This window comes from Microlunatus soli, assembly GCF_900105385.1.
GTDB lineage: Bacteria > Actinomycetota > Actinomycetes > Propionibacteriales > Propionibacteriaceae > Microlunatus > Microlunatus soli.
Map to the genome: position 1 here is coordinate 160098 of NZ_LT629772.1, position 20714 is coordinate 180811.

Sequence of the window (20714 nt, forward strand, 5' to 3'; positions counted from 1 at the left end):
ATGGGCAAGACCGGACGGAAGCGCCGCGCACGCCGCAAGAAGGGCGCAAACCACGGCAAGCGCCCCAACGCCTGATTGGCGTTGAACCTTCGCACCAGAGCGGGAGATCGAACTTCGAGTTCGGTCTCCCGCTTCTTGTTGCCTGCTTCTTGCTGCCTGCTTCTTGCTGCCGCTGTTCTTTGCCCTACGCCGGGAGGGTCGGACATGCCGCCCCGCCCGAGGCGATTCCGAGCTCGCAGGCTCGCCCGGAATTCGCTTTACGCCCACCACACCCGGACGTCATGTCCGACCCTCCCGGCTCACCTGGGTGCCGCGACTTACGTCGTCGGTGTGGACGCAACCTCGACGCACAGGCGGTCCTGAGCGTGCGAAGGGCCGGCGAACTGGCCAGCCGGGTCCTGCGCCTGTCGAAGGACCGCGGCCTCATCCCCGCGTCCGCATCCCCAACCCGGGTCCTGAGCCTGCCGAAGGACGTTCGCGACCGTGCCGTCGTACGGTCGTGGAGGCTCGCCCGGTCTGGTGACGGCGTGCGTTCGTCTGGGTCACCCGGTCTAGAGGGTGATCCAGTAGCGGCGGACCAGGCCGTAGCCGCGCTCGGGGCGGTCCTGGGTGTCCTGCAGGTGGCCGCCGGCGGATTCGATGGTGCGGGCGGAGGCCTCGTTGTCGTCGTCGCAGGTGACGAGAATGCGGTCCAGGCCGAGTTCGCGGGCACGGTCCAGGACGAGCTTCAGGGCGCCGGAGGCGAAGCCCTCGCGGCGGCGGGACGGGCGGACGGCGTAGCCGACGTGGCCGCCGACCTCGGACAGGAAGTCGTTCAGTTCATGGCGGAGCGCGATGAAGCCGACCACCTCGTCGGCAGCCTCGTCGTCGGTGATCCAGTAGTAGTCGCTGTGCACCAGGCCGGCCGGCAGACGCCGGTCGACGTCGGCGTGTTGGCGCTGCTTCTCGATCAGCACCTCGCAGGTCGCCCGGTCCGGCGTCGCGCCGTCGGACAGGCCCGAACCGTCGATGTGACCGCCGTGGAACTCCCGGACCGCATCGGCCCAGGAATCGTAGTGGTCCAGCGAGGGTTCGACGAGTTTGATCATGCCCCGATCACAACATCTTCGCACCACCCGGCGCTACTCCATTGACACCACGGTCACGCTCCCTGCCCCGCACACGGTCACCGGCCGACCTCAGCGTGTGTGATGATCTTGACCCGATCGATCGGGCAGACGCACGAATTCAATCCGCAGCCGAGGTGGAAGGAGCACGCTGGTGGCCTGGAGCACGCGGCAGATCGCCGAGCTCGCCGGGACCACGGTGAAGGCGGTGCGGCACTACCACAAGCTCGGCTTGTTGGATCAGCCGCAGCGGGGCAGCAACGGCTACAAACAGTACGGCGTCGATCATCTTCGCCGACTGCTGCGGATCCGTCGACTGACCGAGCTCGGCGTTCCGCTGGCCCGGATCGCCGAGCTCGGCGACGCCGACGAGCACCCTGCCGCCGCGTTACGCCGGCTGGACGACGAATTGGCGGCCAGCATCGAGCGGCAACAGCGGGTGCGCGCGGAGCTGGCAGTGATCTTGCGCCAGGAACTGCCGACCGACCTGCCGGCCGAGCTCGCGCCGGCAACCGAGCAGCTCCCAGAGGTCGACCGATCGATGATGGTGGTGCTCAGCCGGGTCCTCGGGCCGGACGGCGTCGAGGCCTATCGTGAGATGTTGACGTCATACCGTCGGCAACCCGAGGGGTGTCGAATTCGATGAGCTGCCCGCCGACGCCGACGAGGCCAGCCGTGAGGACCTGGCGCGCCGGCTGGCGCCGCAGGTCGTGGCGATGCATCGCGACCACCCCGGCCTGGTCCGGGCCCAGCAGAAGTCACCCGGCGGCGCCGAATTCGCCGCCCGAACCATCGGCCTGGCGATGAACGATCTCTACAACCCTGCCCAACTGGACGTGTTGCGCCGACTCGGCCGACACCTCCGGCAGCAGCCGACCGAACAGGTCAGGACTGACGGACCGTGATCGTCGTGCGGCTGGCGAAGACCGCCATCACCTTGGCCCGCAACTGCTCGGGGGCCGGCTCGTCGCCGCAGCCGCGCTTGATCAACTTCTTCATCGCCTCTTCGGCGTCGAAGGCGTCCAGGCACGGCTCGCAGGCGGCGAGATGATGACGGATCTCGTCGGCGTCGGACGCGTCCAGCTCGGAGTCCAGGAACTCGTACAGCCGCGACAACGCCTTTTCGCAGTCGTCACCGGTGCATTCGGTGCCGTCCTTGCCGTACCCGGTCATGCCCGAGCCTCCTGTTGCTTGGTTTCGCGCAGCAGACCGCGGTCGCGCGCGTAGTCCTCGAGGTGATGACGGAGCTGGCCACGACCCCGGTTCAGCCGGGACATCACGGTCCCGATCGGCGTCCCCATGATCTCGGCGATCTCCTTGTAGGCGAAGCCTTCGACGTCGGCCAGGTAGACCGCCAGCCGGAAGTCCGGTGCCAGTTCCTGCAACGCGTCCTTGACGTCGGAATCCGGCAGGTTCTCCAGGGCCACCATCTCGGCCGACTTCAGGCCGGTCGAGGTGTGCGACTCCGCGCGAGCCAGTTGCCAGTCCTCGACGTCGGAGCCGTCGGAGACCTGCGGCTGCCGCTGCTTCTTGCGGTAGTTGTTGATGTAGGTGTTGGTCAGGATCCGGTAGAGCCAGGCCTTCAGGTTGGTCCCCGGCCGGAACTGATGGAACGACGAGTAGGCCTTGGTGTAGGTCTCCTGCACCAGGTCCTCGGCGTCGGCAGGATTACGGGTCATCCGCATCCCGGCGGCATACAGCTGGTCGATGAACTCCAAGGCGTCGGCCTCGAACCGCTGACGGCGTTCGGCCTCGGTCTCGGCGGGTGCGCGCACCTCGTCGTCGTCCAGCACCTCGGCCTGGCTGGGGGCGGACGTCGGCGAGCCTGTGGGAATCGTCATCAGGTATGAGCGTACCGGCGACTGTGTCGGTCGCCGAAGCTCATCGCTGTGTTGCTCGATCAAAGTAGGCATCACGTGATGAAACGCATCGACGCGCCCGGTATTCCCGTCCGGGCCGAGCAGCGGTCAGGAGGTGTAGATCAACCGCAGTCGGAGCGTACGGTCGGTGTTGGCCCGGATGTCGGTGGAGTCGGCGAACTGGTCCACCGAACCGACCGGCGGCAACGGCCGCAGCTCCTGGTCTGTGACGGCAGCTCGCAGGACGTCGGCGAACCGGTCTCCCCCGATCACCCGGTAGGGCCGCCCGTGGTACAGCCGGGCCGTCGCCTCCACCGGCGCGGTCACACCGAGCCGATTGTGGGTGGCAGCCAGGAGCTCGTATCCGGTCACCAACGCCCGCTCGCGGGCCGGATGGTCGCGGGCGTCGAGCACGTCATCCAGGATCGGGCCGAGGTCAGCGGCCAGCGCGAGCTGGGCGAAAGCGCTGCCGAACCATTTCTGATAGGGCCAATAGCTGCGTTCCTGCAGGAACGCCAACCGCATCAGATCGCGGACCAGATAGCCGGCCAGCACCCGTGAGCCGAGTTCGTCGCCGACCTCCGCGGTCCGGCCGACGAACGCCTCCACCTGCGCGATCCGACGCCACTGGCAGGACATCATCCACAGCCAGACCTGCTCCGGGTAGTAATGCGCGGCCGAGCGTGCCGCGGCAACCGCACCGTCGGGATCGGCGTAGACGCGGCCACGGGTCAGCCCGAGCAGCTGCTGTTGCGGCATCAACAACCAGTCGATCGGCGTCGGTGACTCCCGCGGATCGACCCCCAGCCGGCCGATCAGCCACGCCGTCAGCGTCGTCGCTTCCAGGTGTGCGCCCTGCGCGACGTCGTCCCAGCCGTATTGCACCGGCCAGCCGTGGAAGGTCTCCGGAAGCGCGTCCTCGATTCTGGAGCGGACCTCGTCGGCCCGGTCGGTGAACAGTTGCAGCGCCGGCCCCCAACCGTGATCGGTCGACCGTTCGGTGTCGAATCCGAGGATCTCCGACCCGTCCCCGAGCCGTGCCGCCGCGTGGGGCAGGCCGGTCAACAGCGGGGCGACGACCTCGGAGTAGAACTCGGCGTCGAGTTGCAACGCAGGTACGAAGGCTGGCACGACGGACATCGTCGTCGCCCGGCTGCCGCCCCGCTACTCATTTCGGTCCGTCCCTGCAGCAGCCGAGCCGGGACCGTTCGGCGGCGGAGGTTGTAATCGATTTCAGATCGATGCCGCGTGTCCTTGACAGTCCGCCGGTCGTCCCGGTTATCTTCGGTGAAATCGAATTCACGATCGGTGTCGCTCGAGGGAAGAGGATCATGAACCGGAGCTGGATGAGGCGGCTGAGCAGGCCGCTGGTCGCGGTGGCCGCGCTCGCAACGGTGGCCGGCGTCACGGCCTGTGGGAGCGGGACGCCCGGCCAGTCCGCCGATCAGGCCAATGGTGAGAAGACCGTCGTCGAGTTCTGGCAGGGCGAGTACACCACGCCGGAGAACGCCTGGTACAAGAAGGTGGTCGCCGATTTCAACGCCTCGCATCCCAAGATCTCGGTCAAGGCGACCACGGTCCCGGGCGACGCCTGGGATCAGAAGATGAAGGCGGCCCAGGCCGCCGGCAAGGCCCCCGACGTGTATCCGCTGCCCGGCCGGCTGACCGACCCCGTACGCCTGGGGCAGGTGCACGAGATGGACAGCCTGATGCCCGAGAAGGTGTGGGAGAACCTCAACCCGAAGGCCGACGACGTGGTCAGCGTCGACGGCAAGCATTACGCCTACCCGCTGCTGCTGGAACCGCAGCAGGTGCTCTTCACCAACAGCGAGATGTTCACCAAGGCCGGGCTGGATCCGAAGAAGCCGCCGACGACCTGGAAGGATCTGCTCGCCGCCTGCGCCAAGATCAAACCGACCCTGAGCAACGGCCAGTTCTGCCTGCAGACCGCCGCCGATCCGGACACCTTCGCCTGGACCTCGATCGCCCAGCAGCTGCAGGTCGCCGGTCACCTGCCACTCAGCGACGACTGGTCCAAGGCACAGGCCACCGACCCGAAGTACAAGCAGTTGATCACCTTCTTCAAGACGCTCTACGACAAGGGCTACATTCCCAAGCAGCCACTCGGGCCGGGCAACGATGTCGGCGCGTTGGGTGAGAAGAAGGTCGCGATGTCGGTCAACGGTTCCTGGGGGATGAGCCAGATCGCCGCGGACTTCCCCGAGGTCGCACCGAACATCTCGATGGCACCGATGGCCACCCCGACCGGCGATCAGACCAAGAACATCTCGCCGTTGGGCAACTTCAAGTGGGTGATCGACGCCAAGTCCAAACACCCCAAGGAGGCCGCCGAGTTCATCCAGTGGGTGCTGGCCGGCGATCCGGAGGTGCTGAAGCCGTTCTTCGTCGACACCAAGTTCACCAAGGTGCCGGCCCGTAACGAGGTCGCCGAACTGGTTGCCAAGGACCAGGATGCGAGCAACGCGCCGTGGGCGTCGATGCTGACCGAGGACGTGGTGCCGAACGCGGTGCTGGAGACCGATCAGCCCTACGACGTCAGCAAGGCGATGGGGACCGCCATCCAGAAGGGCATGACCGGCACCGATCCGGACACCGCCCTGCAGGAGGCGCAGAAGACGATCACCCAGGTGATCAAGCGGGACAAGCTGGCCGGGAAGGGCGGCAGTTGACCTCGACCGTCACCGACCCGGCCACGACGACCGGGTCGGCACACCCCGAGGCGAGGCGACCTCGTGGGGTGCATCGCGACAGCAAGGTCGCCTGGGCGATGCTGGCACCGGCGCTGATCCTGTTGACGATCTTCGTGATCGTGCCGGCCGGGTACGCGATCTATCTCAGCTTCTTCGAGTGGAGCTTCTACCAGCCGCCCCGCTTCGTCGGGCTGCACAACTTCGTTGCGGTGTTGACCGATCCGGCGTTCCGCGCGTCGGTGCTGCTCGGCCTGAAGTTCGTCCTGATGACCGTCCCCACCGGACTGATCATCGCCTTCCTGTTCGCGTCCTTCGTGATGACCGTCGGACGTCGGCTGGCCGGTGTGCTGAAGGTCAGCATCTACATCCCGACGATCATCTCCAGTGTGATCACCTCGATCGTGTTCACGATCATCTACGACTACTCCGGCGGTCTGCTGAACGCCGTGGTCAACCGGTTCGGCCTGGAGAATCAGGCCTGGCTCGGTGAGGTCCGGCTCGCACTGCCGGCGATCGCCGCCCCGGCGGTCTGGATCGGCCTCGGACTGACCTCGCTGATCATGATCGCCGGCATGATCGACATCCCGGACAGCTTCTACGAGGCCGCGTCCCTGGAGGGCGCGAACTGGTGGCAGAAGACGATCTACATCACGATCCCGCAGTTGAAGAACATTCTGCTGTTCCTGTTGATCACCGGCTTCGTCGCCGCCGTGCAGCAGTACGAGCTGCCGTTGGTGATGACCGGTGGCGGACCGTTGGAGTCCACAACCTTGCCCAACCTCTTCATCTTCAACCACTTCCGCAACGACCCGTACCAGGGCTATTCGCTGGCCGCGGCGCTGTTGCTGTTCATCATCCTGGGCACCATCTCAGCGCTCGTCTTCAGGGTGCTCAACTCCGAGAAGCTGGTCGACTGATGGCCCGCCGGATCGGCCGGATCATCTTTCAGACGGTGGTCAGCGTGCTGTTCATCGGGCTGGCGATCTTTCCGTTGTTGTGGATGGTGATCGCCGGCTTCAAGTCGCGGCGTGAGGTGGTGCAGACCCCGTTCCAGTTCTTCCCCGAGGTGTGGCGGGTGCAGAACTACACCCAGATCCTCGCCGACCCCGCCTTCCTCCGCACGCTTGCGGTCACCGGTCTCGGGGCGGTGTTGTTCACGCTGCTCTCGCTGACGGTCAATTCGATGGCGGCCTACGTCTTCGCCCGGCTGGAGTTCGCCGGCAAGAAGGTGATCTGGCCGATCATGCTGGGCACCATGTTCATCCCCGGGATGACGATCCTGCTGACCTCGTTCATCGTGGTGACCAAGCTGCACATGCTGGACACCCTGGCAGTGCTGGTACTCCCCGGGGCCGCCGCCGGTGCCCACATCTTCTTCATCCGGCAGTTCTACCTGAACATCCCCGCCAGCCTGGAAGAGGCGGCGATGCTGGACGGCTGCGGTCGCTGGACGATCTATCTGCGGCTCTTCCTGCCGTTGTCCAAGGCACCGATGGTGGTGGTCGGCATCACCTCGTTCCTCGCCTTCTGGAACTCCTACGTCTGGCCGATCATGACGATCACCAGCCCGGACCTGTTCCAGGTGCAGCAGTATCTGGCCGCCTTCCGGTCCGAACGCTCGGCCGAACTGGGCAAGCTGATGGCAGGCTCGGCGCTGGCCGCGACACCGGTGGTGGTGCTCTTCTTGATCTTCCAGCGGCAGATCATCGGCAACATCAAGATGGCCGGACTGAAGTAGCCTGGCAGTTCGATTCATCCTGCTTCCGAGCCAGAGCCGTCAGGAGTCGCGTGTTGGTCGATATCCCCGAGGAGGTCCGGAACAAGGTCATCGCCGACGGGGACGTCGGATGGCTCGACGAGCTGCCCTCGATCGTGGAATCGTTGGCGCATGATTGGTCGCTGACGATCGGTGCCACGCTGCGCGGCGGCCATGCTGCGCTGGTGGTCGGGGCGACACTCCCCGACGCGACGGTGGGCGTCCTCAAGATCGGCGCCCCGGGGACTCGGCGCGATCTCTCCTTCGAGGCCGCCGCGCTGCGCATCGCCGACGGTGACGGGTGCGCGCGCCTGCTCCGCGACGACCTCGACCGCGGCGCGCTCCTGCTCGAACGGCTCGGGGTTGCCTTGTACGACGCCGTGCCTGAGCCCGCGACGCGGCACGACGTGCTGTGCGATGTCGCAACCCGACTTTGGCTTCCGATCAGCCCCGATGTCGACCTGCCGACCGGTGCCGACAGGGCCCGCGAGTATGCCGACCTGTTGCCCCGGCTGTGGGAGGAGACCGGGCAGCCGTGTTCGCGAGCGACCGTCGAGGACGCCCTTGCCTGCATCGTGCGCCGCCGCCGCGCTCACGATGACCGGCACTCGGTGCTCGTGCACGGCGACGTCCACGATCTCAACGTGCTGCGAGCCGCAGACGGAACCTTCAAGCTCATCGATCCGGATGGACTGCGCGCGGAGCCGGCCTACGACCTCGGCACGATCATCCGATGCAATCCGGACAGCGCCGACGGCCTCGCCGACAGGACCAGGCGGCTGGCCGTCCGCACCGGCGTGGACGCCGCGGCGATCTGGGAGTGGGGAACGATCCATCGCGTCGTCAGTGGCCTGTACAGCAGGCAGATCGGGTTCCAGCCGTTCGGCGATCTGCTGCTCGCCGAGGCGGATCGACTGACCGGATAGCCGTCAGGAGGACGTGCCCTCAGATCGTCTGATCGTCCATTGCCGAGCGTGTTCAGCACCGATCTCCGCCGGACAGCCGGTAGGTGTAGTGCTGTGCAGTCAACCAAGCCGACCGTCGGCGTCATCGGACTCGGCGCGATGGGCCGCCCCGCCGCGGCGGCGTTGGCCCGACGTTTCCCGGTGGCCGGCTACGACCCGGTCCGGACGGCGCTGGACGCCGCGGTCCAGGACGGGGTGGTCGGCTACGACTCCCCCGCTGCGACCGCCGCAGCGGCCGACCTGATCGTGCTGTCACTGCCGACCCCGGCGGTGGTCCGATCGGTGGTCGACGATCTCGGCCGGTCCGCGGACGGCAAGATCATCGCCGACCTGTCCACCATCGATCCCGGCACGGCCCGCGAGGTCGCCGCCGCGCTCGAGCCGTCCGGGACCCGCTACCTGGACGCGCCGGTGCTCGGCCGGCCGGCCTCCTGTGGCAACTGGACCTTGCCTTGCGGCGGTGACGAGACGGCGGTCGAGGCGTTTGCCGAGGTCGCGATCGGCACCATCGCCGCGGCGGTCGAACGGGTCGGCACGGTGGGCTCCGGAGCGACCCTGAAGGTCTGCAACAACCTGATGTTCGCCAGCATCAACACCATCACCGCCGAGGTCGTCGACCTGGCCGAACGTGCCGGCGTCGACCCGGCGGTCTTCGCTCGGGTGGTCGGCGGCTCCGGAGCAGCGACCGTCTCCGGTTTGTTCAACGACATCGCCCCTCGGATGGCCGAGCACCGCTATGCCGATCCGACATTCGCGATCAGGCTGCTGGCCAAGGATGTCGGGCTGGGCGCCGAACTGGCCGCTTCGCTGCAGCGCGACCTCCCGGTGACCCGGATCGTCAAGGACATCACCGACTGTGCTGTCCGCCAGGGGCTGGGCGATCTCGACACCGCGGCCGTGGTGGAGACCTATCGCGACCAGCCGACACTGCGACAGAACGGACCGGACTGATGCCGACCGAGTCACTGACCGTCCGCAGCCCGCGGGACATCATCGATTACGTCAACGATCACCCGACCGGCACCGGCCGGACCAGGATCCTGGCCCTGATCGCCCTGGGCGGCATCTTCGTCGACGCCTACGACTTCACCAGCCTCGGGATCGGGATGGGCAGCCTGACCAAGCAATGGGATCTCGGCGCCGGCCAGGTCGGACTGCTGACCTCGGTGATGGCGCTCGGCGCGCTGGTCGGCGCACTGGCCGGCGGGCCGTTGGTCGACCGGATCGGCCGCTACAAGATGTTCGTGCTGGACCTGATCCTGTTCGTGGTCGCCGCGGTCGCCGCCGGACTGGCACCCAATTACGGCTTCCTGGTCGTCTGTCGCTTCTTCCTCGGCGTCGGTGTCGGCATCGACATGCCGGCCTCGTTCAGCTTCATCGCCGAGTTCACCGATCGACGCCGCAAGGGCGGCTACGTCAACTTCTGGCAGGCGATGTGGTACGTCGCCGTGGTCGGTGCGGCGATCATCGCGCTGCCGTTGTTGCTGCTCGCGGGCAGTGAGAACCTGTGGCGCTGGATGGTCGGGCTGGGTGCCGTACCGGCTCTGATCGTGCTGCTGCTCCGCCTGAGGTTCACCGAGGAGAGTCCGATGTGGGCCGCTCAGAACCTCGGGCTGCAGGAGGCTGCGTCGATCCTGCGCAGCAGCTACAAGATCAACGTCGTGGTCGCCCCGGATGCCGCCGCCGAACGAGCGCCGACCGAGTCACCGCTGCAACGACTCCGCGAGCTCTTCACACCCCGCTTCCGGATCCGGACCGCGCTGGCGTCGATCATCTCCGGCACTCAGGCCGCGCAATACTTCGCGGTCGGCTTCTACATCCCCACCATCGCCGCCGTGCTGTTCGGTGACGATCTTGTCGCCACCATCCTGGCCACCCTGGTGATCAACACCTTCGGCATCATCGGCGGCGTCCTGCAGTCCCTGGTCACCGCCCGGCTGGGGATGCGGCTGCTGGCCGGCATCGGCTACACCTTGATCATCATCTGCACGCTCGGCCTGGCGATCGGCAGTGACTCGATCAGTGTCTGGATCTCCACCGGCCTGGTCGCCCTCTTCGTCTTCGGGCAGTCCTTCGGACCGGGGCCGCAGGGTAAGACGATGGCCGCGCTCTCCTACCCGACCCGGCTCCGTGGCACCGGGACCGGCTGGGCCGAGAGCATGTCCCGGGTCGGCAGCATCATCGGCTTCTACGTCTTCCCGTTGCTGCTGGCCTCCCTCGGCCTGGCCGGCACCATGGGCTGGCTGACCGTGATCCCCGCGGTCGGCCTGGTCGCGGTGTTGTTGATCAAGTGGAATCCGATCGGCGCCGACGTCGAGGACGAACCCGCAGTCCAGCAGAGCGAAAGGCGATCATGACGACGGTACGACTCGAGTACGGCGACGGTCATCTCGATGCCGAGCTGCCCGACGACGCGATCGAGATCCGGGCCGGACAGTCGGGTGCCGAACCCGATCCGTTGCCCGATCCGGTGGCCGCGACCCGGGAAGCCGTGCAGAACCCGGTCGGGATGCCTCGGCTTGACCAACTCGTCGGTCCACGGAGCAAGATCACCATCGCCTTCCCCGACCGGGTCAAGGGTGGGGTGCACGACAGCGCGCATCGCCGGGTCGCCGTACCGTTGCTGCTGGACGAGCTCGAACGCGCCGGCGTCAGCTCCCGGGACGTGACCCTGGTCTGCGCGATCGGCCTGCACCGCAAGAACACCGAGGACGAGTTCGCCGCACTGCTCGGCGACGACACGCTGTCCCGACTCGACCCGTCCCAGATCGTCAACCACGACGCCGAGGACCCCGACCAGATGGTCGACATCGGCACCTCCCGGCACGGCGACCCGGTGCAGATGAACAGGCGGTTGCTGGACGCCGACCTGTCGATCATGCTCGGGCACACCAGCGGCAACCCGTACGGTGGATACAGCGGCGGCTACAAGATGCCGGCCACCGGGCTGACCAGCTGGCGCTCGATCCGCTCGCACCATTCACCGGGGACGATGCAGCGTCCCGACTTCGTCCCCGCCTCGACCGACAGCCACTTCCGCCATCAGCTGCAGGCGATCGGCCGCGCGATGGAGGCGGCGATGCCACGGCCGTTCTTCACCGTCGACGCCGTCCTGGACGCCGCGTCCCGGCAGCTGAAGGTCGCAGCCGGCGCGATCGCCGAGGTCGAACAGGCCACCTGGCCCACTGCGGGTCGACGCACCGAGCTGGTGCTGGACGGCCCTCCCGCTGACGTGCTGGTGGTCGGGATGCCGCGGAACTTCCACTACGGCAACGGGATGGGGTCCAATCCGATCCTGATGATGCAGGCCGCCGGCTCGTCGATCTCGCGAGCCAAGAACGCGCTCCGTGCCGATCCGGTGATCATCGTCGCGTCGGTCTGCGACGGCTGGTTCAACGACGACGAGTTCCCCGCCACCGTCGCGGTCTACGACGCGCTGCAGACCGTCGACACGGCCGCCGACCTGACCCGCTTCGAGGACGAGTTCAGCACCCGGACCGACTGGGTCGAGGCCTACCGCCACGGTGGTGCCTACCATCCGTTCCATGCCTTCTCGATGGCCTACATGGGCGGGCTGGCCAAGATCAACAGCCGATCGGTGATCATCGCCGGTGCGCAGCGCCCCGACCTCGCCCACGGGATGGGCGCGGCGACCGCGGCGACGGTCGAGGAGGCACTGGCCGACGCCGGCGCGCTGCTCCGCACCGACCCGCGGGTGCTCGTGGTTCCCGAGCTGTCCAAACCCGCCTACCACCTGAGCATCGGCCGCTGACCCGGCTACCGACGATCGGTGGCTCAGGAGACCGGACGCCCCCGGAAGGCGTGCCGATAGGCCGTCGGCGAGGTGTCGATGTGTTTGGCGAAATGTTGTCGCATCGCCAGCGCGGTGCCGAAGCCGCAATGCGTGGCGATCGTCTCGATCGGCAGATCGGTGGTCTCCAGCAACTCCTGGGCATGGTGTACCCGTTGCCGCAACAGCCACTGCAGCGGCGTACTGCCGGTCTGTTCCTTGAAACGTCGGTTGACCGTACGCGGACTGGTACCGGCGTGATCGGCGATCTGGGCCAGGGTCACCGGCTTGTCCAACCGCTCACGCAGCCAACGCATCGTCGGTTCCAGCACCCCGTGGTCCGATCCCGGCTCGGGGTGGGCGATGTACGGCGCCTGCCCACCCTCCCGCTGCGGCGGCACCACCATGTGCCGGGCGACGTCGGCGGCGACCGCGGATCCGAAATCGTGATGGATCATCCGCAGACAGAGGTCGATGCCGCTGGCCGCGCCGGCGGAGGTCAGCACGTCGCCGTGATCGATGAACAGCACGTTCGCGTCGACCGTCACCCGGGGAAAGCGTTGCGCGAGCTGTTCGGCCCGTGACCAGTGGGTCGCGGTCCGGCGACCGTCCAGCAGCCCCGAGGCGGCCAGCACCCGCGCACCGCCGGAGCAGATCGAGGCGATCCTGATCTGCCGCCGGTGCGCCTCCCGCAACAGCTCGAGCACCGCGGCCGGCGGATCACCGCGGCGATCGGTGCCGAGCACGACGATGGTGTCGGCGTCGATCGCTGCGGCGAGCGGATACGGCGGCGTGTAGCGATACATCTCGACACCGCCGACCCCGGTGACGGCGAGATCCTCCCCGTCGGCGCAGACCCGGACGTCGTACAGCCGCGGACCGAACAGCTCCCCCGGTTCCTTCGCCGCGCCGTGCGCGGTGGAGAAGACCTGCAGCGGCATCGCCAGATCAAAACTGTGGACACCGTCAAAGGTGAGGACCGCAACCCGATGCATGACAATAATCTATCGCAGATAGTCATTATTGCCACTGTTCTGAGTGGCTGCCCGTCCCAACAATGTGATGCATGGTCCTTGCCCTGCTCATCACCGTCGGTTCGGTCGCGCTCTTCATCGTTGCCGGATGGCTGGCCGACCGGCTGCTCGGGTCGGAGGTCGATCGGTGGGCGCGGACGGTCCGCGACGGATCGGTCCCCGCACGTCGGATCAGGCAACGCCGCAGGTGGTCCCGACAGGTGCGGCCGCGACTCGCCGGAGCACCCGCTGATCGGCGCGCCGCCCGGCCGACGACGCAGAGCCTACGGCCACGACCGGTCCCCGCGATGCCGATCGCGAACGATGCCCAGCCCGCGGCGAAGGCAACCGGCCGGGTTGCCGACCAGGTCAGCTGCCGAGGATGAAGTCGATCACCGACCGGCAGACCAGATCACGAAGCTCGGCCGGCGTGATCGGCCCGGTCTTGGCCACCCGCATCGAATGATCGGCGCCCAGGACGGGGACCACGGTCACCGGATCATCAGCGGCCAACTCGGCCCGGATCTCGTCCGGGCCACCGAACGTGTCCTTCTCCCCCTGCAGCACCAGACGCGGTACGCCGGCACCGAGCAGCTCCGGCGCCCGGCTCCGGTCCGGACGGCCCGGCGGATGCAGCGGAAACGCACAGCACACCACGCCGCTGACCCGTTCGAACTCCGGCGCCGTCCGGCAGGCAACCCGGGCGCCGGCGCTGCGTCCGCCGAAGTAGATCGGCGGCTGCGGACGATCGGCGAGCAACCTCGGGACGGCGGCGTTCCAGGCGATGTCCAACCGGGGCGGCGGGCTGGCGACCTTCTTGCCCGCCACCCGCCACGGCTGCTCGAAACGCGCGACGCTGATTCCGCGCGCCGGCAGCCGACTGGCCAGCACCGACAGGTCGACTGCGTCGATGCCACCACCGGCACCGTGGCCCATGATCAACAGCGCCCGCTCGTCCTCGGCGGCCGCGACATGGAACCGGCCGGGTCCCTCCGGGGTGTCGGCCTCGATGATCGTCGTCATCAGAACAGCGTGTCCTCCGTCGTTGCCTCCGCGGACGTTGTCTCCGCGGACTCGGCCAGCGGCTGCAGCAGCTCGGGGCCGTTGTTCTTGACGTTGCTGACCAGGGCCGAGACGGCGTAGGCCTCCAGCTGATCTGCGTCGGTCACGGTCAACAGCTGTCGTGCGGCCTCGGGATCGGTCAGCTTCGGGTCCAGCCAGCCGGCCCACCGGTCGGCCGGGACCACCATCGGCATCCGATCATGGATGTGGCCCAACGCATCGGTCGCGCTGGTGGTGATCACGGTGCAGGTCCGCAGCCAGGCACTGTCGTCGTCGGGATCCTTAGCCGGGTCGCGCCAGTACTCGTACAGTCCGGCCATCACCAGCCGGTCGCCGTCGGAACGATGGATGAAGAACGGTTGCTTGCGGGGCTTCGCGTTGCGTCGGGTGGATCCTTCGACAGGCTCAGGACTCTGCGGGTCGTACCACTCGTAGTAGCCGTCGGCCGGCAGCAGGCAGCGGCGGACCGAGCAGGCCCGCTTGAAGGCCGGTTTGGACGCGACCGTCTCGAAGCGCGCGTTGATCATCTTCGCGCCACCGCCGGGTCCCTTCGACCAGGACGGCACCAGACCCCAGACCAGCGGGGTCAGCCGCCGACGGATCGTGTCGGACTCCTTGTCGGTGCGTTCCAGGATCGCCGGCACCTCGACGGTCGGAGCGACGTTGTAGTCCGGCTCGGGAAGATCACCGAGGATGTCGTCGACGTCGAACTCCTCGGCCAACTCCTCCGGAGTCGCCGAGGACGCGTACCTGCCACACATGGGGTTCACGGTAGTCGACGGCACCGACGGTCCGCCCGGCCGGCAAATTTGTGCCCGACACTCAAACAGCGGCCGACAGACCCGATTGAGTGCTTCGGTGTTGTGTTAGGAATGGGGCATGACTCTTGTGCGCGCCATCGGCCGAACCATGCTGTCCAGCTACTTCGTCCTCAGCGGCATTCGCGCGATCCGCAACCCGGGTGAGTTCGTACCCGACGCCCAACCGCTGACCGACCGGGTGGTGCCGACTGCGAAGCGGTTCGCGCCGGAGCAGGTCTCGGGTTTCATCCCCGAGGACACCGCAACCCTGGTCCGGATGAACGGCGCCATCCAGGTCGCCGGCGGCGTCGCCCTGGCCACCGGCAAGGGTCGCCGGCTGGGTGCCGGCCTGCTGGCACTGTCGATGATCCCGACGACCTTGGCCCGGCACCCGTTCTGGAGCCGGACCGATCCCGAGGAGAAGGCACGCGACCGGCAGCAGTTCGTCAAGAACATCGGGCTGCTCGGCGGCGTCGTGATCGCCAGCCGGGACACCGAGGGCCGGCCCGGTCTGGGCTGGCGCGCCAACGAGGGCCGCGAGCTGGCGATCAAGCGCACCAAGCAGGCCAAGAAGGCGGCGAAGAAGGCCCTGCAGCAGAGCACCGGTGAGGCCGCGACGGCCGCCATCGGCAGTGGTCTGGCGTTCGTCGGTGAAGCCGTCGAGGAGGGCCGCAAGGCACGCAAGAAGGCTGCCAAGCGGGCCAAGGCCGTCGCCGAGCAGGCCCAGAAGGACGCCAAGCAGGCGTCCAAGTCGGCGCAGAAGAAGACCCGCAAGACGGTGCAGAAGGCCTCCAAGTCGGCCAGCAAGTCCGCCGGTGCATTGCAGAAGTCCGCCGAGGACGCCCAGAAGCGAGCCCGCAGCGCCGCCGAGGACGCCGCCAAGAACGTCCGGTCGGCAGCATCCCAGGCACGCGGCCAGCTCGGCGAACACATCGAGCTCGGCAACAACTGATGACGCCTCCGGTCGATCCCCAGCCCGCGGCGCCTACCCCCTGGACCGCGCCCCAGGCACAGGTCCCGCTGAACGCCACCGTCGACATTCCGGGTTCCAAGTCCGAAACCAATCGGGCGCTGGTGCTGGCCGCGCTCGCCACCGAGCCCTCGGTGATCATCGGCGGTCTCGATGCCCGGGACACCCGGCTGATGCGCGACGCACTGCGCGCCCTCGGCGTGGCGATCACCGAGGAGGGTGACCGTTGGCGGGTGGAGCCGCCGGCCGAGTTCACCGCCGCCGGCTGGATCGACTGCGGACTGGCCGGCACCGTGATGCGATTCGTCCCGCCGCTGGCCGCCCTCGCCGACGGGCCGACCGAATTCGACGGCGACGCCGCAGCACGGACCCGGCCGATGGCCGGACTGCTGCAGGGGCTGCAGGCTGCCGGCGCCGAGATCGAGGACGGGCCGGAGCTGCCGTTCACCATCCACGGTCGGCCCGACCTACCCGGCGGGGTGGCGACGATCGATGCCCGAGCCTCCAGTCAGTTCGTCTCCGGGCTGCTGCTGGCCGGCGCCCGGATGGTCGGTGGTCTCGACCTGCGGCACGAGGCCGACGGGTCGGTCCCCAGCCGGCCCAATATCGACATGACGGTGCAGATGCTCCGCGACCGCGGTGTCCGGGTCGACGACTCCGAGCCGGACCGCTGGGTGGTCTCCCCCGGACCGATCAGCGGCGGCGAGTTCGTGATCGAGCCCGACCTGGCCAATGCCGCGCCGTTCCTGGCCGCAGCGGCGCTGACCGGCGGCAGCGTGACCGTACCGCGGTGGCCGGCCCACTCGAACCAGCCGGGCGCGGCGATCACCGACCTGCTCGCGCTGGTCGGCGCCGACGTCAGCCAGGACGGTGACCGACTCACCGTCACCGGCACCGACACCATTCAATCGGTCGACGTCGATCTGCACGACGCCTCCGAACTGACCCCGGTGATCGCGGTGCTGGCGGCATTTGGCGATCACACCAGCCACCTGCACGGCGTCGCCCACATCCGCGGCCACGAGACCGACCGATTGGCTGCCCTGGAAGAGGATCTGAACGGGGTCGGCGCGAAGGTCGACCAGACCGAGGACGGTCTGACGATCCATCCCAAACTGCTGCGCAGCAACCGCTGGCTGACCTACGCCGATCATCGGATGGCGACCGCCGGTGCGCTGCTCGGGCTGATGATCGACGACATCGAGCTGGACGACGTCGACTGCGTGAGCAAGACGATGCCCGGCTTCGTCGACCTGTGGAACGGCATGTTGGCCGACAGTGTCGCCCACGAAGAGGGGGCTGGGCAGGCGTGACGCCGCGCGGGATCGGCGAAGATGATCATGCTCGCTTCGAGCGCCCGCAGCGCCGTACCCGTCCGCGTACCAAGATCAGACCGGACTACAGCGACGCCGTCGTCGGCATGGTGATCACCATCGACCGGGGCCGCTACACCTGCCTGGTCGATGATCATGAGGTGATCGCCACCAAGGCACGGCAGCTCGGTCGCAAGGGCGTGATCGTCGGCGACCAGGCACGGCTGGTCGGTGACACCTCCGGAGCCGACGGCACGCTGGCCAGGATCGTCGAGGTGCTGGACCGGCCGACCGTGCTGCGCCGGACCGCCGACGACGACGACCCGTACGAACGCCCGATCGTCGCCGGAGCCGACCAGCTGGTGGTCGTCACCGCCCTGGCCGACCCGCCGCCCCGGACCGGGATGATCGACCGCTGTCTGGTGGCCGGTTTCGACGCCGGACTCGACCCGCTGCTCTGCCTGACCAAGGCCGATCTCGCCTCCCCGGATGAACTGCTCGCGCTCTACCAGCCGCTGGACGTGCCGGTCGAGGTCACCTCGCCCGGAGCCGATCTCGACTCGCTGCGGCACCGGCTTGCCGGTCGACGCAGCGTCTTCGTCGGCCATTCCGGGGTCGGCAAGTCCACCCTGGTCAACGCCCTGATCCCGCAGGCGCACCGCTCGATCGGTGCGGTCAACGAGGTCACCGGCAAGGGCCGGCACACGTCGACCGCTGCCTATGCGTTGCGGCTGCCGGCGCTCGCCGATCACCCCGATCGGGAGCCGGGGTGGGTGATCGACACCCCTGGCGTGCGGTCGTTCGGCCTCTCCCACGTCTCCCGGGATCGCATCATCGGCGCCTTCGAGGATCTCGACAGCATCGCCCGGGACTGCCCGCGGAACTGCAGCCATGAGGCCGGAGCACCGGACTGTGCGCTGGACGCCGCCGTCGAACGCGGCGACCTGTCCGCGGCACGACTTGAGTCGTTCCGCCGGATGATCACCACTGACCAGTAGTGTCAGTTTCATGCCCGCTGATCCGAACTCCGCGCTGACCGACGACCTCCGACTGGCCCACCTGCTGGCCGACGATGCCGATTCGATCACCATGAGCCGGTTCAAGGCGCTCGATCTGCATGTCACCGCCAAGCCCGATCTGACTCCGGTCAGCGATGCCGACACCTCGGTCGAGGAGGCGCTGCGCCGTACGCTCGGCCGGGCCCGGCCGCGGGACGCCGTGCACGGCGAGGAGATGGACGACACCGGCTGGGGTCCGCGCCGCTGGGTGATCGATCCGATCGACGGCACCAAGAACTACGTCCGGGGTGTCCCGGTCTGGGCGACCCTGATCGCCCTGATGATCGGCGACGAACCGGTGGTCGGCGTGGTCAGTGCCCCGGCGCTGGGGCGTCGCTGGTGGGCCAGTCGCGGCGGTGGTGCCTACGCGGGCAAGTCGTTGATGTCGGCGTCGCCGATCCACGTCTCCGACGTGGCCCAGATCTCCGATGCCTCGCTCAGTTATTCCTCGCTGGACGGTTGGATCTCCTCCGGCGTCGGTCAGGGCTTCGTCGATCTGCTCCGCGACGTCTGGCGGACCCGGGCCTTCGGCGACTTCTGGTCCTACACGCTGCTCGCCGAGGGAGCGGTCGATCTGGCCTGCGAGCCGTCCCTGGAGCTGTACGACATGGCCGCCTGCTCGATCGTGGTCACCGAGGCCGGCGGCAGCTTCACCGACATCGACGGCACGCCGGGCCCGAACGGCGTCGGCGCCTATGCCTCCAACGGTCGGCTGCACGACGACCTGCTGGCCCGGCTCAGCCCGTCGGCCGATGCCGACGCCGACGCCGAACCGGACATCGACCCGAGCTGATCGGAGATCGCGCCACGCCGAGCGGCATCGTTGCCACCGACGGTGCGCCGGACGATACTCACCGTGTCCGGTCACCGCCGACCGAGGAGGCACGATGAGCATCGAACGGTCCGCAGATCCTGCACCGACGCGTCTGGGCAAGGTGGTCGCCGCGTCGATGGCGGGCACCGTCGTCGAGTGGTACGAGTTCTTCCTGTACGCCTCGGCCGCCACCCTGGTCTTCGGCAGCCAGTTCTTCCCTGACACCGGCAACCCGTTGGACGGCATCATCGCCGCCTTCCTGACCTACGCCGTCGGGTTCGTCGCCCGGCCACTCGGCGGCATCGTCTTCGGCCATTTCGGTGACAAGTACGGCCGGAAGTACCTGCTGCAGGTCAGCATCCTGATGGTCGGCATCGCCACCTTCCTGATGGGCTGCATCCCGACCTTCGCCTCGGTCGGCTACCTCGCCCCGGTGATCTTGGTGGTGCTGCGCTTCATCCAGGGGTTCGCCGTCGGCGGCGAGTGGGGCGGCGCCGTACTGCTGGTCGGTGAGCACGCACCGGATCGCAGCCGCGGCTTCTGGTCCAGCTGGCCACAGGCCGGTGTGCCGGCCGGCAACCTGCTCGCCACCATCGTGTTGTTGATCTTGTCCAATGCGATGCCGGAGACGTCCTTCCTCAGCTGGGGTTGGCGGATCGCGTTCTTCGCCTCGGCGGTGATCGTCTTCATCGGCTGGTACATCCGGACCAAGATCACCGATGCGCCGATCTTCAAGCAGGCCCAGGCCGAAATGGAGCAGGAGAAGGCCAAGTCCTACGGTGTCGTAGAGGTCTTCAAGCGCTATCCCCGTGGCGTGTTCACTGCAATGGGACTGCGGCTGGCGGAGAACGTCGTCTACTACCTGGTGGTCACCTTCACCATCACCTATCTCAAGATCGTGGTGAAGACCGACACCACCGAGATCCTCGGTCTGATGGCGATCGCGCATGCCGTGCACTTCTGCTCGATCCCGTTGTGGGGCAAGCTGACCGACATCGTCGGCCGCCGACCGGTGTACGCCGCCGGCGTGATCTGGACCGCTGCGTGGGGCTTCTACGCGTACCGGATGTTCGAGACCGCGATCCCCGGCGTGATCGTGTTGGCGATCATCATGGGACTGATCGGACACGGCCTGATGTATTCGGGCCAGCCGGCGATCATGGCCGAGATGTTCCCCACCCGAATGCGCTACTCCGGGGTGTCGCTGGGCTACCAGGTCACCTCCTTGGTCGCCGGCTCGTTGGCCCCGATCATCGCCACCGCCCTGCTGGACCGGTTCGGTTCCTCGACCCCGATCGCGATCTATCTGCTGATCTGCTGCGTGATCACCGGCGCCGCCGTGTTCGCCGCCCGGGAGACCCGAGGTGCCTCGCTGCACGCCGTCGACGACGAAGATCATCAACGGCTCGCCGCCGAAGGCCTGGTCGCCGAGCAGCGCCGCTCGATCCAGGAACCCTGAGCGTGTCGAAGGGCAAGGGGCTGAGTTGACGGTCCTTC

22 protein-coding genes are annotated in these 20714 nt (G+C 67.8%); 15 read left to right on the top strand and 7 right to left on the bottom strand.

Annotated elements, in window-relative coordinates; genetic code table 11:
- On the top strand, nucleotides 1-75 hold the full coding sequence (locus BLU38_RS32215; protein ID WP_369797015.1) for a 50S ribosomal protein bL37: 75 nt from the start codon (nucleotides 1-3) through the stop codon (nucleotides 73-75).
- A gap of 476 nt (nucleotides 76-551) precedes the next feature.
- Here BLU38_RS32215 and BLU38_RS00690 read toward each other — a convergent pair whose 3' ends face one another.
- A complete protein-coding gene (locus BLU38_RS00690) occupies nucleotides 552-1088 on the bottom strand; it encodes a GNAT family N-acetyltransferase (RefSeq protein WP_091518288.1) in 537 nt (178 codons plus the stop codon).
- A 172-nt stretch (nucleotides 1089-1260) separates the two neighbouring features.
- Here BLU38_RS00690 and BLU38_RS00695 point away from each other — a divergent pair, with 172 nt between their 5' ends.
- Complete coding sequence (locus BLU38_RS00695; protein ID WP_197679939.1) at nucleotides 1261-1752, top strand: MerR family transcriptional regulator; 492 nt, start codon at nucleotides 1261-1263, stop codon at nucleotides 1750-1752.
- Between the two features lie 70 nt (nucleotides 1753-1822).
- Nucleotides 1823-2011 carry a hypothetical protein gene (locus BLU38_RS31295; RefSeq protein WP_197679940.1) on the top strand — a complete coding sequence of 63 codons (189 nt, stop codon included), beginning with the start codon at nucleotides 1823-1825 and terminating at the stop codon, nucleotides 2009-2011.
- Here the strand turns inward: BLU38_RS31295 and rsrA are convergent.
- From rsrA to BLU38_RS00710, 3 genes are all read right to left on the bottom strand, one after another.
- A complete protein-coding gene (gene rsrA, locus BLU38_RS00700; protein WP_091518292.1) occupies nucleotides 1992-2279 on the bottom strand; it encodes a mycothiol system anti-sigma-R factor in 288 nt (95 codons plus the stop codon). The genes BLU38_RS31295 and rsrA overlap by 20 nt on opposite strands.
- Entirely contained in the window at nucleotides 2276-2947 is a 672-nt protein-coding gene (locus BLU38_RS00705; RefSeq protein WP_091531544.1) for a sigma-70 family RNA polymerase sigma factor, read from the bottom strand. The genes rsrA and BLU38_RS00705 overlap by 4 nt, the downstream gene beginning before the upstream one ends.
- Before the next feature lie 126 nt (nucleotides 2948-3073).
- Entirely contained in the window at nucleotides 3074-4096 is a 1023-nt protein-coding gene (locus BLU38_RS00710) for a DUF4037 domain-containing protein (protein ID WP_407939637.1), read from the bottom strand.
- A gap of 200 nt (nucleotides 4097-4296) precedes the next feature.
- On the opposite strand from BLU38_RS00710, the gene BLU38_RS00715 reads away from it, so the two are divergent.
- From BLU38_RS00715 to BLU38_RS00745, 7 genes are all read left to right on the top strand, one after another.
- Entirely contained in the window at nucleotides 4297-5655 is a 1359-nt protein-coding gene (locus tag BLU38_RS00715) for an ABC transporter substrate-binding protein (RefSeq protein ID WP_172836038.1), read from the top strand.
- Nucleotides 5652-6593 (top strand): carbohydrate ABC transporter permease, encoded by a 942-nt coding sequence (locus BLU38_RS00720; RefSeq protein WP_231920119.1) that lies wholly within the window; start codon nucleotides 5652-5654, stop codon nucleotides 6591-6593. The genes BLU38_RS00715 and BLU38_RS00720 overlap by 4 nt, the downstream gene beginning before the upstream one ends.
- Nucleotides 6593-7414 carry a carbohydrate ABC transporter permease gene (locus BLU38_RS00725; protein ID WP_091518303.1) on the top strand — a complete coding sequence of 274 codons (822 nt, stop codon included), beginning with the start codon at nucleotides 6593-6595 and terminating at the stop codon, nucleotides 7412-7414. Before BLU38_RS00720 ends, BLU38_RS00725 begins: the two co-directional genes overlap by 1 nt.
- A 50-nt stretch (nucleotides 7415-7464) precedes the next feature.
- The gene (locus BLU38_RS00730) at nucleotides 7465-8358 is read left to right on the top strand and encodes an aminoglycoside phosphotransferase family protein (protein WP_091518306.1); all 894 of its coding nucleotides are present in this window, start codon (nucleotides 7465-7467) and stop codon (nucleotides 8356-8358) included.
- 93 nt (nucleotides 8359-8451) lie between these two features.
- Nucleotides 8452-9348 carry an NAD(P)-dependent oxidoreductase gene (locus BLU38_RS00735; RefSeq protein WP_091518310.1) on the top strand — a complete coding sequence of 299 codons (897 nt, stop codon included), beginning with the start codon at nucleotides 8452-8454 and terminating at the stop codon, nucleotides 9346-9348.
- A complete protein-coding gene (locus BLU38_RS00740; protein ID WP_091518313.1) occupies nucleotides 9348-10754 on the top strand; it encodes an MFS transporter in 1407 nt (468 codons plus the stop codon). The genes BLU38_RS00735 and BLU38_RS00740 overlap by 1 nt, the downstream gene beginning before the upstream one ends.
- Entirely contained in the window at nucleotides 10751-12169 is a 1419-nt protein-coding gene (locus tag BLU38_RS00745; RefSeq protein WP_091518317.1) for a lactate racemase domain-containing protein, read from the top strand. The genes BLU38_RS00740 and BLU38_RS00745 overlap by 4 nt, the downstream gene beginning before the upstream one ends.
- Nucleotides 12170-12192: 23 nt before the next feature.
- On the opposite strand, the gene BLU38_RS00750 is transcribed toward BLU38_RS00745, so the two are convergent.
- The 3 genes from BLU38_RS00750 to BLU38_RS00765 form a co-directional block, all read right to left on the bottom strand.
- Nucleotides 12193-13182, bottom strand: a complete 990-nt coding sequence (locus BLU38_RS00750; protein WP_091518321.1) for a GlxA family transcriptional regulator — start codon at nucleotides 13180-13182, stop codon at nucleotides 12193-12195.
- A 387-nt stretch (nucleotides 13183-13569) separates the two neighbouring features.
- On the bottom strand, nucleotides 13570-14223 hold the full coding sequence (locus BLU38_RS00760) for an alpha/beta hydrolase family protein (protein WP_091518327.1): 654 nt from the start codon (nucleotides 14221-14223) through the stop codon (nucleotides 13570-13572).
- On the bottom strand, nucleotides 14223-15023 hold the full coding sequence (locus BLU38_RS00765; protein ID WP_091518331.1) for an SOS response-associated peptidase: 801 nt from the start codon (nucleotides 15021-15023) through the stop codon (nucleotides 14223-14225). Before BLU38_RS00765 ends, BLU38_RS00760 begins: the two co-directional genes overlap by 1 nt.
- 118 nt (nucleotides 15024-15141) lie before the next feature.
- Here BLU38_RS00765 and BLU38_RS00770 point away from each other — a divergent pair, with 118 nt between their 5' ends.
- The 5 genes from BLU38_RS00770 (at nucleotide 15142) to BLU38_RS00790 (ending at nucleotide 20676) form a co-directional block, all read left to right on the top strand.
- Nucleotides 15142-16014: a DoxX family protein gene (locus BLU38_RS00770; RefSeq protein ID WP_091518334.1), complete on the top strand. Its 873-nt coding sequence runs from the start codon at nucleotides 15142-15144 to the stop codon at nucleotides 16012-16014.
- A complete protein-coding gene (aroA, locus tag BLU38_RS00775; RefSeq protein ID WP_091518337.1) occupies nucleotides 16014-17345 on the top strand; it encodes a 3-phosphoshikimate 1-carboxyvinyltransferase in 1332 nt (443 codons plus the stop codon). The genes BLU38_RS00770 and aroA overlap by 1 nt, the downstream gene beginning before the upstream one ends.
- On the top strand, nucleotides 17342-18343 hold the full coding sequence (gene rsgA, locus BLU38_RS00780) for a ribosome small subunit-dependent GTPase A (protein WP_231920120.1): 1002 nt from the start codon (nucleotides 17342-17344) through the stop codon (nucleotides 18341-18343). Before aroA ends, rsgA begins: the two co-directional genes overlap by 4 nt.
- Nucleotides 18344-18353: 10 nt before the next feature.
- The gene (locus tag BLU38_RS00785) at nucleotides 18354-19196 is read left to right on the top strand and encodes an inositol monophosphatase family protein (protein ID WP_091518339.1); all 843 of its coding nucleotides are present in this window, start codon (nucleotides 18354-18356) and stop codon (nucleotides 19194-19196) included.
- Between the two features lie 94 nt (nucleotides 19197-19290).
- Entirely contained in the window at nucleotides 19291-20676 is a 1386-nt protein-coding gene (locus BLU38_RS00790; RefSeq protein ID WP_091518342.1) for an MFS transporter, read from the top strand.
- Nucleotides 20677-20714 lie beyond the last annotated feature (38 nt).